Annotated in this window: 13 protein-coding genes; 11 read left to right on the top strand and 2 right to left on the bottom strand. The window is 61.6% G+C overall.

Translation table 11 applies throughout. The annotated features are described in order from the left end of the window. The first annotated feature begins 98 nt into the window (after window positions 1-98). The 8 genes from ccoN (at window position 99) to ccoS (ending at window position 8,275) form a co-directional block, all read left to right on the top strand. Complete coding sequence (gene ccoN / locus M2A_RS14785) at window positions 99-1,781, top strand: cytochrome-c oxidase, cbb3-type subunit I (RefSeq protein WP_045449061.1); 1,683 nt, start codon at window positions 99-101, stop codon at window positions 1,779-1,781. Window positions 1,782-1,794: 13 nt separating this feature from the next. Beyond that, window positions 1,795-2,529 carry a cytochrome-c oxidase, cbb3-type subunit II gene (ccoO, locus tag M2A_RS14780; RefSeq protein ID WP_045449059.1) on the top strand — a complete coding sequence of 245 codons (735 nt, stop codon included), beginning with the start codon at window positions 1,795-1,797 and terminating at the stop codon, window positions 2,527-2,529. A 9-nt stretch (window positions 2,530-2,538) separates the two neighbouring features. Then, window positions 2,539-2,727, top strand: coding sequence for a cbb3-type cytochrome c oxidase subunit 3 (locus tag M2A_RS14775; protein ID WP_045449056.1), 189 nt, complete (start codon window positions 2,539-2,541; stop codon window positions 2,725-2,727). After that, window positions 2,724-3,605 carry a cytochrome-c oxidase, cbb3-type subunit III gene (gene ccoP / locus M2A_RS14770; protein WP_045449055.1) on the top strand — a complete coding sequence of 294 codons (882 nt, stop codon included), beginning with the start codon at window positions 2,724-2,726 and terminating at the stop codon, window positions 3,603-3,605. The genes M2A_RS14775 and ccoP overlap by 4 nt, the downstream gene beginning before the upstream one ends. Before the next feature lie 194 nt (window positions 3,606-3,799). Then, window positions 3,800-5,338, top strand: a complete 1,539-nt coding sequence (gene ccoG / locus M2A_RS14765) for a cytochrome c oxidase accessory protein CcoG (protein WP_081875659.1) — start codon at window positions 3,800-3,802, stop codon at window positions 5,336-5,338. Further along, window positions 5,335-5,895 (top strand): FixH family protein, encoded by a 561-nt coding sequence (locus M2A_RS14760; protein WP_045449053.1) that lies wholly within the window; start codon window positions 5,335-5,337, stop codon window positions 5,893-5,895. The genes ccoG and M2A_RS14760 overlap by 4 nt, the downstream gene beginning before the upstream one ends. Window positions 5,896-5,899: 4 nt before the next feature. Then, window positions 5,900-8,098 (top strand): heavy metal translocating P-type ATPase, encoded by a 2,199-nt coding sequence (locus M2A_RS14755; protein ID WP_081875658.1) that lies wholly within the window; start codon window positions 5,900-5,902, stop codon window positions 8,096-8,098. Window positions 8,099-8,101: 3 nt separating this feature from the next. Next, window positions 8,102-8,275 carry a cbb3-type cytochrome oxidase assembly protein CcoS gene (gene ccoS / locus M2A_RS17855; RefSeq protein ID WP_081875657.1) on the top strand — a complete coding sequence of 58 codons (174 nt, stop codon included), beginning with the start codon at window positions 8,102-8,104 and terminating at the stop codon, window positions 8,273-8,275. A 9-nt stretch (window positions 8,276-8,284) separates the two neighbouring features. On the opposite strand, the gene M2A_RS14750 is transcribed toward ccoS, so the two are convergent. Next, window positions 8,285-9,013: a DUF2189 domain-containing protein gene (locus M2A_RS14750; protein ID WP_052379529.1), complete on the bottom strand. Its 729-nt coding sequence runs from the start codon at window positions 9,011-9,013 to the stop codon at window positions 8,285-8,287. A gap of 629 nt (window positions 9,014-9,642) precedes the next feature. After that, window positions 9,643-10,098 carry a hypothetical protein gene (locus M2A_RS14745; RefSeq protein ID WP_147446304.1) on the bottom strand — a complete coding sequence of 152 codons (456 nt, stop codon included), beginning with the start codon at window positions 10,096-10,098 and terminating at the stop codon, window positions 9,643-9,645. On the opposite strand from M2A_RS14745, the gene M2A_RS14740 reads away from it, so the two are divergent. From M2A_RS14740 to M2A_RS14730, 3 genes are all read left to right on the top strand, one after another. Then, complete coding sequence (locus M2A_RS14740) at window positions 10,097-11,167, top strand: RluA family pseudouridine synthase (RefSeq protein WP_244444468.1); 1,071 nt, start codon at window positions 10,097-10,099, stop codon at window positions 11,165-11,167. The two genes, M2A_RS14745 and M2A_RS14740, sit on opposite strands and share 2 nt — an antisense overlap. 169 nt (window positions 11,168-11,336) lie before the next feature. Then, window positions 11,337-12,245 (top strand): RNA polymerase sigma factor RpoH, encoded by a 909-nt coding sequence (gene rpoH, locus M2A_RS14735; protein WP_045449046.1) that lies wholly within the window; start codon window positions 11,337-11,339, stop codon window positions 12,243-12,245. Window positions 12,246-12,380: 135 nt separating this feature from the next. Continuing rightward, the gene (locus tag M2A_RS14730; RefSeq protein ID WP_052379528.1) at window positions 12,381-13,526 is read left to right on the top strand and encodes a bifunctional transcriptional activator/DNA repair enzyme AdaA; all 1,146 of its coding nucleotides are present in this window, start codon (window positions 12,381-12,383) and stop codon (window positions 13,524-13,526) included. Window positions 13,527-13,539 lie beyond the last annotated feature (13 nt).

Here is a 13,539-nt window from a genome sequence, read left to right as displayed (position 1 = left end):
GAACCGGCGCCAGCCGCCCTTCCACTTGATCTATGCCAAAGCGTGCCTCTCTGCCCCGCCCTAAAAGAAGCCGCAGAGGCAATATTCAGGAGATTCCGATGGCGGCTTCCAAAGAAGCAGGCGCGGGCACATTCGGCGCGGCGACGCTGGGCGTCGGCGCCGCATTTGTACTGGGCGCGTTCCTAAGCATTTATATCGCAGCAAAAACGCATGAAGCGGCGATGGCCACCCATGCGACCTTCTTCCTGCTGTTCTTCGTTTTCGGGCTCTTTGCGCTGGGCAAGCGTCATTTCGATGCGCTGGAGCGCGGCCCCGCCCCGCAGGCCCAGGACGGCGTGCAATATAGCGACGGCGTCATCCGCGCCGGCGTCATCGCGACGCTCTTCTGGGGTATTGCCGGCTTTGCCGTCGGCGTGCTCATCGCCTTCCAGCTCGCCTTTCCGGTGCTCAATTTCGACGTTTCCTGGCTGTCCTTCGGCCGGCTGCGTCCGCTGCACACCTCGGCGGTGATTTTCGCTTTCGGCGGCAACGCGCTGATCGCGACATCTTTTTATGCCGTGCAGCGCACCTGCAAGACGCGCCTTGCCGGCGACATCGCCCCCTGGTTCGTCTTCTGGGGCTACCAGCTCTTCATCGTGCTGGCCGCCACGGGCTACCTGATGGGCGTCACCCAGTCTAAGGAATATGCGGAGCCCGAATGGTATGTGGACCTCTGGCTGACCATCGTCTGGGTCGTCTATCTTTTGGTCTTCCTCGTGACGCTTGCCAAACGGCGCGAGCCCCACATTTATGTGGCCAACTGGTTCTACCTCGCTTTCATCGTCACCATCGCGATGCTGCATATCGGCAATAACCTGTCGATCCCGGTCTCGCTGCTTTCCGTCAAGAGCTACACGTTCTTCGGCGGCGTGCAGGACGCGCTCATTCAGTGGTGGTACGGCCATAATGCGGTGGGCTTCTTCCTGACCGCCGGCTTCCTCGGCATGATGTATTACTTCGTGCCGAAGCGCGCCGAGCGGCCGGTTTATTCCTACCGTCTGTCGATCATCCACTTCTGGGCGCTGATCTTCCTTTATATCTGGGCAGGTCCGCACCACCTTCACTTCACCGCGCTGCCCGACTGGGCGCAGACCCTCGGCATGACCTTCTCCATCATGCTCTGGATGCCGTCCTGGGGCGGCATGATCAACGGTCTGATGACGCTGTCCGGCGCCTGGGACAAGCTGCGCACCGATCCTGTCATCCGCATGCTTGTCGTCTCCATCGCCTTCTACGGCATGTCCACCTTCGAAGGCCCGGTCATGTCCATCAAGGCGGTGAACTCGCTCAGCCATTACACGGACTGGACGATCGGCCATGTGCATTCCGGCGCGCTCGGCTGGGTGGGCTTCGTTTCCTTCGGCGCGATCTACTGCCTCGTGCCCTGGCTTTGGCGGCGCAAGGAGCTTTACTCCCTTGCCCTCGTCTCCTGGCACTTCTGGGTCGCGACGCTCGGGATCGTGCTCTACATCACCTCCATGTGGGTCTCCGGCATCATGCAGGGCCTGATGTGGCGGGCGTATAACGACCTCGGCCTCCTCGAATATTCCTTCGTGGAAACCGTGGAAGCGATGCATCCCTTCTACATCATCCGTGGGCTGGGCGGCGTGCTGTTCCTGCTTGGCGCGCTGATCATGGTCTACAACGTCTACCGGACCATCCGCGGCGATGTGCGCCAGGGCGAAAAGCTAGACGCAGCACCCGCAGGCTCCGGCCAGATCATCGCAACACCGGCCGAGTAAGGAGGCTCTCACGATGGCTAGATTCAAGCATGAAACCATCGAGAAGAATTCGATCCTTCTTCTCGTGCTTACCCTGATCACGGTGGCGATCGGCGGTATCGTCGAAATCGTCCCCACCTTCCTCATCAACACCACGATCGAGGATGTGGAGGGCGTGCGCCCCTATACCCCGCTCGAGCTCAAGGGCCGCAACATCTATATCCGTGAAGGGTGCTACACCTGCCACAGCCAGATGGTGCGCTCGCTGCGCTCGGAAGTGGAACGCTACGGGCATTATTCGCTGGCCGCGGAAAGTAAATACGACCACCCCTTCCAATGGGGCTCGAAGCGGACAGGGCCCGACCTTGCCCGTGTCGGCGGCAAATATTCGGACGAATGGCACCGCATTCATATGCAAAACCCGCGTGCGGTGGTGCCCGAATCCATCATGCCCGGCTACGGCTTCCTTGCCGAAACGCCGCTCGAATACCGCGACATCGAGAACGATCTGAAAGCCATGCGCCTGACGATCAGCCAGGCCTATAGCGACGAGCAGATCGCCAATGCCCGGGCCGACCTTGAAGCGCAAGCCAACCCCGACTCCGATTATGACGGGCTGCAGGAACGCTATGCCAAGGCCGTGGTGCGCGATTTCGACGGCAATCCGAACGAGATCACCGAGCTCGATGCGCTCATCGCCTATCTGCAAATGCTCGGCACGCTCGTCGATTTCAGCGCTTACGAAGACGCCGTCTTCGAACAGCAATAGGAGGTGCCAGTGACCTATGAAGATTTTTCGCATTTTGCCGGCACCTGGGGTCTCGTTTTCCTCTTCGTCTTGTTCATCGGCGCGATCGCTTACGCTTTCTGGCCGTCCAACAAGAAGAAGTTCGAAAAAGCCTCCCGCCTGCCTCTGAACGATGAAGAGCCCCTCAACGATGAAGAGAATGGGGAAGAGAAGAAATGAGCACCCCGCATAAAGACGAAATCACCGGCGTCGAAACCACGGGTCACGAGTGGGACGACATCCGCGAACTTAACAATCCGCTGCCCAAATGGTGGGTCTACACTTTCTATGCCACCATCGTCTGGTCGCTTGCCTATTTCGTTTTCATGCCGTCCTGGCCCGTCTTCTGGAACGGCGAATGGACGGCGCTGGAAGGCGTTCTGGGCTACAGCCAGCGCGGCGCCGTGACGGAAGAACTGGCCGCCATCGAAGAAGGCCGTGCCGATTACATGCAGGCCATTGCAGCGACGGATATTTCCAAAATTCAGGCAAACCCGGAATTGATGGAACTGGCCGTTGCCGGCGGCAAGGCGCTTTTCGGTGACAATTGCGCACCCTGCCACGGTTCGGGCGCCCAAGGCTTCAAGGGCTATCCCAACCTCAATGACGACAACTGGATTTGGGGCGGCACGCTCGAGGCCATCCAGACCACGATCACCCACGGCATCCGTTGGGAGCTGGACGATGACACCCGCTTCAACATGATGCCGCGCTTCCTCACCGACGGTATTCTAAGCCGCGAGGAAGTGGGTAATGTCACCGATTACGTCTTAGCCATTTCCGGCCAGGGCGAGATGACCGAAGGTGCCGAGGCGGGCGCTGAAATTTTCGCCCAGCAATGCGCCGCCTGCCACGGCGAGAGCGGCGCAGGCAATCAGGAACTGGGCGCGCCCAACCTGACCGATGCCATCTGGCTTTATGGCGGCAACCGCTCCGACATTTACGAAAGCATCGCCAAGGCACGGGCGGGCGTGATGCCGGCCTGGGGCGGGCGTCTGACGGATGCGGAGATCAAGGAACTGACGCTTTACGTGCATACGCTGGGCGGCGGCCAATAAGGCCCCGCGCAAGCGGATAAGACGATCCGGCAAGGCCCTGCCCTGAAGGGCGGGGCCTTGCTCTTTTAAAGACGGCAGAAAGGCGAACTTTCGCTGGTGACAAAATGGCGCAGCGTCAAATCGCCGGATCGTTCACCTTTCAGCCCTCTTTATAAGAGCAAGAGAAGGTCCATTCTTGCCACCCGGAGAGTTTTATGGCGAGCGATGTCTTGAATGCCTCCCCTGCCGACAAACTGGCTGGCCTTGCCCGCCAGGCCGCCGATTTTGACGCTGCCCATGGTACGGACGGTGAAACGATCACGGCGGTCAACGCCGAGCAGAACCGGCCGCTTTTCGCCAGCCGCGTCAAAGTCTACCCGAAGCTCGTGCACGGCACCTTCCGGCGGCTGAAATGGGCCGTCATGGCCATCACACTCGCCATCTATTACATCACGCCCTGGCTGCGCTGGGACCGGGGACCGAACGCGCCCGACCAGGCGGTGCTGCTCGACCTGCCCGCGCGGCGTTTCTATTTCTTCTTCATCGAAATCTGGCCGCAGGAAATCTATTACCTGACGGGCCTGCTCATTCTGGCATCGCTGCTGCTCTTCCTCGTCACCTCCCTCGCCGGGCGTGTCTGGTGCGGTTATACCTGCCCGCAAACCGTCTGGACGGACCTCTTCATTTATGTGGAGCGGCTCTTCGAAGGCGAGCGCGCAGCGCGCATCCGCCTCGACAAAAGCCCCTGGTCGCTGGGCAAACTTGCCCGCAAGACCGGCAAGCACATTGTCTGGCTCCTCATCGCCATTGCCACGGGCGGGGCCTGGGTCTTCTATTTCGCCGATGCCCCCACGCTTGCAAGCGATCTCGTCACGCTCGAGGCGCCGCTCATCGCTTATATCTTTATCGGCCTTTTCACCGGCACGACCTATCTGCTGGGCGGCATCGCCCGCGAACAGGTCTGCACTTACATGTGCCCCTGGCCGCGCATTCAGGGCGCCATGTTCGACGATGATTCCCTACTCGTCTCCTATAAACCCGACCGGGGCGAACCGCGCGGCCCGCACAAAAAGGGCACGAGCTGGGACGGGCGCGGGGATTGCATCGATTGCGGCCAATGCGTTGCCGCCTGTCCCATGGGTATCGACATTCGCGACGGCATGCAGCTTGAGTGCATCCAATGCGCGCTTTGCATCGATGCCTGCAATGAGATCATGGACAAGGTGGAGCGCCCGCGGAACCTGATCGGCTACGATACGCCGGCCAACAAGGAAGCCCGCCGCCTCGGGATGAAGGAAAAAGTGCGCCTCATCCGTCCGCGCACCGTCATCTATTCCGGCCTTTTGCTGCTGGTCACCGCCATCATGGTCAACACCTTCGCCACCCGCGCCCAACTCGAGGTGAATGTGCTGCGCGACCGCAACCCGCTTTTCGTCCAGCTCTCCGATGGCAGCATCCGCAACGGTTATCAGGTCAAGATCCTGAATATGGACCATGAAGCGGCCGATTTCCGTGTCGCCATCGAAGGCCTGCCCGAGGGCGTCTTGACCGTCCAGGGCCGCGACACCCAGGGCCCGCAAATCGTGGCGGCGGAGGCCGACAGCCTGAAATCCATCAAAATGTATGTCATTCTGCCGGTGGACGCGCTCGGCCGCCTGGACGACGGGGAAGCCGAATTCGCCTTCACCGTCGAAAATCTGCGCACCGGCGAAGCCGTAGAAAACGCCACGGTTTTCAGAGGACCGCAAAAATGAGCCAGCATCCGGATTTCAAACCGGCCACCTGGGCGGGCGTCCTCACGGGCCGCAAGTTTCTGCTCTATCTCGGCGCTTTCTTTTTCGTCGTCATCGGCGCCAACATCATCATGTCCTATTACGCCCTTTCCACCTTCGACGGAGTGGAAACCGAGAACGCTTACAAAAGAGGCCGCGCCTATAACGACGTGCTGGCCGCGGCCAAGGCGCAGGAAGAGCGCGGCTGGTCGCTCGATATCAGCCACAGCGTGGCTGGCGCCCTCGACACGACATTTCTTTTGACCATGCAGGACAGAAACGGCGCGCCCGTCAGCGGGCTCGATCTCTCGCTGGCGCTGCGCCGCCCGGTTGCCGAAGGTAAGGACCAAGCGCTTTCGGCGGTTGAAACCCGCCCCGGCACGTATGAAGCTGTTCTGACGCTGCCCGCCCCCGGCAATTGGCTGCTCGATGTTTCGGCCCGCCGGCAGGGCGAGCTTCTATATGCCGAAGAAAAAAGAGTGTTCCTGACGGCAGAGAGCGCATCTCCCGCCGGAACGGACGAGGCGAAAGCGCAGTAACGCCATGGCTCAGGCCCTTGCCGATCATTATGTACGCCCCCATGGGGAAGACGAGGCCGAGCTCGACCTGATCGTCGACGGCATGCATTGCGCCGGCTGCATGAACAAAATCGAAAAGGGCCTCGGCGCGCTCGACGGCATTACCTATGTGCGCGCCAATCTTTCCACCAAACGCGTCGCCGTGCGCTGGCAGCGCCGCGCGCATATTCCCCCCATCACCGAAAAGCTGAGCGAGCTCGGCTTTGAAGCCGTGCCCTACGACCCGCAAATCATGGGCGCGCTCGATGAGGAACAGGGCCGTGATCTTTTGCGCGCCACGGGCGTCGCCGGTTTTGCAGCCGCCAATGTCATGCTGCTTTCCGTCTCCGTCTGGTCCGGCCTTGTCAGCGACATGGAAGTGGAAACGCGCGCGCTTTTTCACTGGATCTCGGCGCTGATCGCTCTGCCCGCCGTGGCCTATGCGGGCCAGCCCTTTTTCAAATCCGCCTTCAAGGCCTTGAGAGCCGGGCACACCAATATGGATGTGCCGATTTCCCTCGCCGTCATTCTTTCGGCGGGCATGAGCCTCGTTCAAACCATCACCCATGCCGAGCACGCCTATTTCGATGCGAGCGTCAGCCTCCTCTTCTTCTTGCTGATCGGGCGCTATCTCGATGTCAAAGCGCGCAGCAAAGCCTGCTCGGTGGCGCAGAACCTTTTGGCGCTGCGGGCCGTTGCGGCCAACGTCATCATGCCGGACGGCACCATCAGCGCCGTGCCCGTGGATAGGCTCGATCCGGGGATGAAAATATCCGTGGCAAGCGGCATGCGCCTTCCCGCCGACGGGGTGGTGCTGGAAGGTGTGAGCGATATCGACAAATCGCTCGTCACCGGCGAGACGGTGCCGGAAACGGCGGCTCCCGGCACGAAGGTTTTCGCCGGCACGATGAACCTCGGCGCCGCGCTTACCGTGCGCGTCACCGCGCGCAACGATGAAACCCTGCTTGCCGAAATCGTGCGTCTGATGGAAGCGGCCGAGCAGGGCCGCGCGGGCTATGTGCGCCTTGCCGACCGTGTCTCGCGCTATTATGCGCCCGCCGTGCACGCGCTCGCCGCCGCCACACTGCTTCTCTGGCTGGCGCTTGGCGCAGGCTGGCAGACAGGGCTCATTAACGCCGTCGCCGTGCTCATCATCACCTGTCCCTGCGCCCTTGCCCTTGCCGTGCCCATCGTGCAGGTCGTGGCGACGGGCCGCCTTCTCCAGCGCGGCATTCTCGTCAAATCTTCCGACGGGCTGGAAAAACTCGCCGATATCGACACCGTGTTTTTCGACAAGACCGGCACGCTGACCGAAGGCAAGCCCGAGCTTTGCAACCGCGAAGAAATTTTGGACGCCGACCTGTCGCTCGCCGGCGCGCTTGCCGCCCGCTCCAAGCACCCGCTCTCCGAAGCCATGACGCGCGCTGCCGCGGGCATGCCACTTGCCGAGATAAGCGATCTGCAAGAACATCCCGGCCTCGGTCTCTCCGCCACTTGGCGGGGGCAGGAAATCCGTCTCGGCAAAAAAGCCTTCGCGCTGGAAGGCTTGGCCGAAGCGGAAAATGCGCAGCCCGCGCACAGCACAAATGCCTCCGAATTCTGGCTGTCAGGCCACGGCGCGCCTTGCCGTTTCCTGTTCACCGACCGCCTGCGCCCCGATGCCGAGGCGATTGTCCATGCGCTGCAGGCGCGCGGCCTGCCTGTCAAATTGCTTTCCGGCGACAGAGAGGAAATCGTTGCCGCCACCGCAAAGCGCCTTGCCATCACCGACTGGCAGGGCGAGTGCACGCCCCAGCAAAAGATCGCGGCGCTGAAGGCAGCGGAAGCGGACGGCAAACGTGTGCTGATGATCGGGGACGGGCTGAACGATGCGCCCTGCCTGAAAGCGGCTTACGTTTCCATGTCGCCGGCCAGCGCGGCTGATATTTCCCAAACGGCGGCGGATTTCATTTTCCAGGGCCAGAAACTTGCCCCGGTTCTCGAGGCGGTACGCATTGCGCGCATTTCCCGCCGCCTCGTGTTGCAGAATTTCGGCCTTTCCTTCGCTTACAACGCTGTGGCCATCCCGCTCGCCGTGATGGGTTTCGTGACGCCGCTCATCGCAGCCGTGGCGATGTCCGCTTCTTCGCTCTCGGTGATCGGCAATGCGCTCAGGCTCAACCTGACCCGCTTTCAGGAACGCTGAGCCATGGAAGCGCTGCTCTTCCTCATCCCCATCGCTCTCGGCCTCGGCCTTCTGGGACTTGTCGCCTTTCTCTGGTCGCTCAAGACCGGCCAATATGACGATCTCGACGGGGCGGCCGAGCGCATTCTCTTCGAAGATGACAACGAAGAGGCGCCCGAAGAGCCCAAAGAAAAATAGAAGACGCCGCTAGTTTTTCTGCGCGGTGATATCCCGGTAGGCATGCCAGGTCGCATGGCCGATCAGCGGGAAGGCGATAATCATCCCCACCAGCAAAGTGGCAAGGCCGGCTGCCATGATGACGGCAATGAGCCAGGCCCAAAGCAAAAGCTCTTTGGGGTGGCGCAACACGGCCAGCGCGCTTTCGCCCATGGCACTCACCGCATCCATATCCCGCTCCATCAGCATGGGAACGGAAATTGCCGAGATCGCGAACACGAAAGCGGCAAGCACCGCACCGACCGCCGTGCCCACAACCATCAGGCCGAGCCCGTGGCTGGTGAAGAACAATGTTTGCAGGAAATTGGAAAGCGGCGGAAAGCCTTCGCCGCCGAAAAAGAGCGCAAAAAGCAGCGTGGCAAGGCGCATCCAGATAAGCAGCACCAGCATCAGCGCGCCGCCCAAGAGGGCAAGCTGCGAGGGGGATTTCGTGGCGACGAAAAAGATATCGCGCAAATGCAGCGGTTCGCCCGCTTCAAGCCGGCGGCTTGCCTCGTAAAGGCCGACGGCCAGCATCGGGCCGACCAGCATGAACCCCGCCGCCATGGCCAGCGCCACCGCGCTCCAGCTGAGCACGGCAAGTCCGGCGACGATCGCCGCCGAGACACCGAAAAAGACCAGTCCATAAGTCAGGCTGATGCCCGGCACGGCCCACATGTCCCGCCAACCAAGCGCCAGCCAGCGCCAAGGCGAATCCATTGAAAGCGGTGCCCCGGATGCCCGTTCTCTTGCCTGTCCCCCGGCCTGTCCCCCGGTCTGTCCCCCAGCCTGTCCCATCACCATGCTCACGCTCATTCCTCCCGCGCAAAACCAGCCCCTGCCTCAGGCTGTTTCACGACCACCCGCCATGAGCATAGCGGGGAAAATGCGCCCGGCAATCCCGCTGCATCTCCGGCCCGAAAGAAAGCGCGCCAGGAGCGCCAAAAGCCCGTCTCCGAAATCGGCAAAAAAGCGGCCGCAGTTTTCCGCCGATTTTGCTTGCGTCATTTGGGCGCAGAGCGGAGCAGCGCACAACTTGACCCTGCGTCATATGGAAGAAAACAGGAAAACCTCTGCAGTTACAAAGTGTTAACCAGCGCTTAAAGAATTAAACAATGTGCTGCAATGCAAAAAATTGGAATTGACAGGATGTCAGAAATGGCCGATAAAAAGCTCACCAAGCCCGGCAGCCAACCTCCTCCCTGGCTAAGGGCTTCGAAAAAAGAACCGCCTGCGCTCTCCTCCTCCTCCCCCCGCGCAGGCGGTTTCTTTTTGCCTGAACGGCAAATACCGCCTGCCGGAGCGCGCACCCGGTTTCCCGTCCCGGATCTATTCGAATCGCGTGGCGCTCAGCGCGTGCCGCGGATCACCTCGATCTGGCGGACCACCGTGCCGGTCTTCGCATCGACTACGCGGATTTCCTCGCCCTTATCGGTATGAAGATAAAGCACCAGCCGTTCCTCATCCCCGCCAAGCGAGAGAAGCCGCTCGCCGGCTTTCAGATGAATGCGGCCATCCGGGCCCGCCTCTTCTGCCGGCCCCTCATCGGCGCGCGGCGCGGCGATCTCGCCGGTGTCCTCGCGGGCAAGGCCGCGCGGGTCTTCTTCATCGCTTTTCGAGGCGCGCAGCGCCATAACGACGACGACGAAAACAAAACCGAGCAGCAGTACCAGACCCATGGCAATGACGATGGCAAGCTGCACCATCTGCCGGGTGGACAGCGCCGAGCGGCCCGCTTCGGCCGCGCCTGCGCTTTCTGCTTCATTCGTTTCCATCTCACTCCCTTCAGGGATATTGTCAGGCATGATGTCCTCTCACGATTCTTCACCCGGTTCTTCTTCCCCGCCCGCGCCTGATGCCGCATCGGGCGGCACCACCATAACCATCTGCGTGGAAGAAGACGACAAAGGCGTCCGGCTGGACAAACTTTTGACCGACCGGCTGGCGCATCTGCCCGAGCCGCCGAGCCGCTCGCGCATCCGCGTGCTCATCGAAACAGGTCAGGTCAGGGAAGCGGCGGGCGGAACGAGCGGCATGATCATCGAGCCATCGGCCAAGGTAAAACCGGGCGCGGCCTTCACCGTCACCCTGCCGCCGCCCGCCCCCGCCGAGCCGCAAGCCCAGGACATCCCGCTCACGATCGTTTATGAGGACGAGACGCTCATCGTCATCGACAAGCCTGCCGGGCTCGTCGTCCACCCCGCTCCCGGCAATCCGGACATGACGCTCGTCAACGCGCTGCTTGCCCATTGCCCGGATGGCTTTACCGGCATAGGCGGGGAAATACGCCCCGGCATCGTTCACCGCATCGACAAGGACACGAGCGGCCTTCTCGTCGTCGCCAAGACAGAAGGGGCGCTGAAGGCCCTGCAGGCCCAATTCGCCGCCCATGGGCGCGACGGGCGCCTCTCACGCGCCTATATCGCCTTTGTCTGGGGCAAGCCCGGCACGTTCCGCGGCACGATCGACGCGCCCCTCGGCCGCTCCGCCCAGAACCGGCGCAAAATGGCCGTACGCAAGGACGGGCGCGAGGCGATCACGCATTTTCAAGTTGCCGAAAGCTATGGCGAGCCGGAGGCGCTGGTAAGCCGCCTCGTCTGCCGTCTTGAAACCGGCCGCACCCACCAGATCCGCGTGCATTTGACCCATAAGGGGCACCCGCTGCTCGGCGATCCCATCTATGGCGGCAGCCATGCCACCCGCAAGGTGAAGCTGAGCCCGGACGCCCAGGCCTGCCTTGCCGCCCTTGGCCGCCAGGCGCTGCACGCCTGTGAACTGGGCTTTGAACACCCGGTAACGGGCGAGCAAATGCTCTTCGAAAGCCCGCTTCCTGCGGACCTTGCCGCCCTTGAGGCTGCCCTAAGGCAAACCTAACGCTGGGGCGTCAAGGCCCTTTAAGCCAGTTTAGAATTGCTATAGAATTAAAAATACAAACCCTTTTATCCGGTGACAGGCTGCTTATATAGGCCTGACGCCAGACGGCGCTGTTGCCCTGACCGGGCGACGCCGCCGCTTTTACCGATCAGCCAAACGAGGGGGCTCCATGGCGACGAAATCGATTCCATCGCTGACGCCCGAAGGCTCGCTCTCCCGCTATCTGCAGGAGATCCGCAAATTTCCCATGCTCGAGCCGCAGGAAGAATACATGCTCGCCAAGCGCTGGAAGGAGCATGACGATTCGGAGGCCGCGCATAAGCTGGTCACGAGCCATCTGCGCCTCGTGGCGAAAATCGCCATGGGCTACCGCGGCTACGGCCTGCCCACCGCCGAGGTGATCTCGGAGGGCAATGTCGGCCTCATGCAGGCGGTCAAACGCTTCGACCCGGAAAAGGGCTTCCGCCTTTCCACCTATGCGATGTGGTGGATCCGCGCCTCCATTCAGGAATATATCCTGCGCTCTTGGTCGCTGGTGAAAATCGGCACCACGGCGGCACAAAAGAAGCTGTTCTTCAATCTGCGCAAAATGAAAGGCCAGCTCAAAGCCTTCGAGGAAGGCGATCTGAACCCGGAAACCGTGACGACCATTGCCGACCGGCTCGGCGTGACGACGGATGACGTCATCTCCATGAACCGGCGCCTTGCTGGCCCCGACAATTCCCTGAACGCGCCTTTGCGCCAGGACGGCGAACAGTCGGGCGAGTGGCAGGACTGGCTCGTGGACGAGGAAGCCGACCAGGAAGTGCGCCTTGGCGACAGTGAAGAGCTGGAACAGCGCCGCTCCATGCTGCAAATGGCGATGCAGAGCCTCAACGAGCGCGAAATGCACATCCTCACCGAGCGCCGGCTGAAGGACGAGCCGGCAACGCTGGAGGAACTGAGCCAGGAATATGGCATCAGCCGCGAGCGTGTGCGCCAGATCGAGGTGCGCGCCTTTGAAAAACTGCAAAAGGCCATGCGCGATTCCATGAAAGAGCAAGTGCAGGCCCAGCGCGAGGCGGCCCGCGCCGAGTAAGCGCGGATATCCGGGTCTTTTGCCCGCCGGAACATTGAAAACCGGAACCGGAGTGTTTGAGCACCGGTTCCGGTTTTTTCTTGTCCCCGCTTAGGCTCATAATGGAAAGGGGTGAGCCCCCAGCAGGAGAGACGAATGCACGGCGCCAAAACAGCACTGAGAGCAGCGGACACGCGGCAAGCCGGAAACCTGCCCGGAGAGGAAGACATCCGCCAGCTTTTCTACCGCGCCATAGAGCAGCGCGACGGAAGCTATGACGGGCTCTTTTATACCGGTGTCCTCACCACCGGCATTTACTGCAAACCCTCCTGCCCGGCCCGCACACCGAAGCTGGAAAATATCCGCTTCTTCCCCACCCCCGCCGCTGCCGAAAAAGCGGGCCTGCGCGCCTGCCTGCGCTGCAAACCGAGCGCGCCCTTCGCCGGCGAAGGAAGCTGGAAAAAAGTCCGCGCCATGTGCGCGCTTTTCGAGGAAGCAGAAGAAACGCCCTCTCTCGGCGCTCTTGCAAAAGCCGCCGGGCTTTCCGAAGGTCATGCGCAAAAGCTGTTCCGCAAAACCTTGGGTGTCACACCGAAACAATATGGCGGCGCCATGAAGCTCGAGCGATTCCGCAAGGCATCGCGCGCCGGCCATTCCGTCACCCGCGCCATCTACGAAGCCGGATACGGTTCCTCCAGCCGCTTTTATGAAAAAGAATCCGCCGCACTCGGCATGCGCCCCGCCGATTACGGCAAGAAGGGTGAAGGGCAGACGATCTTCTGGACCTGCCGCAAAACCGCGCTCGGAACCCTGCTGATCGCAGGCACCGCAAAAGGGCTCTGCACCGTGCGCTTCGGCGAGAGTGAAAAGAAACTCGCGGCAAGCCTCGCCGAGGAATTCTCCAACGCCGCGCTTTTGAACGCGGAAAAAGCGGCAAAGAAAAGCGAGGCCGACACTCTCGGGACATGGGCGGATGCGCTCACCCGTTATGCGGAAGGGCTGGAGGCCTGGCCCGAGCTGCCGCTCGACATCAAGGCCACGGCCTTTCAAGCGAAAGTCTGGGCGGCCCTGCGCGCCGTGCCCACCGGAAAAACGGCGACCTATGGCCAGATCGCCGCTGCCATCGGCCTGCCTCAAAGCCAGCGCGCCGTTGCCCGCGCCTGCGCCATGAACCCTGTGGCGCTGGCCATTCCCTGCCACCGCATTCTGCCGAAATCGGGCAGCATTGGCGGCTATCACTGGGGACCGGAGCGCAAGGAAAAGCTGCTCGATCTGGAAAAAGAGCCGCCTTCGGAAAACTGACCCCCGCATCACC

This window comes from Tepidicaulis marinus (genome assembly GCF_000739695.1).
Taxonomy (GTDB): domain Bacteria; phylum Pseudomonadota; class Alphaproteobacteria; order Parvibaculales; family Parvibaculaceae; genus Tepidicaulis; species Tepidicaulis marinus.
The sequence above is the reverse complement of the archived record's forward strand: the minus strand, read 5'-3'. Positions and strand labels throughout refer to the sequence as shown.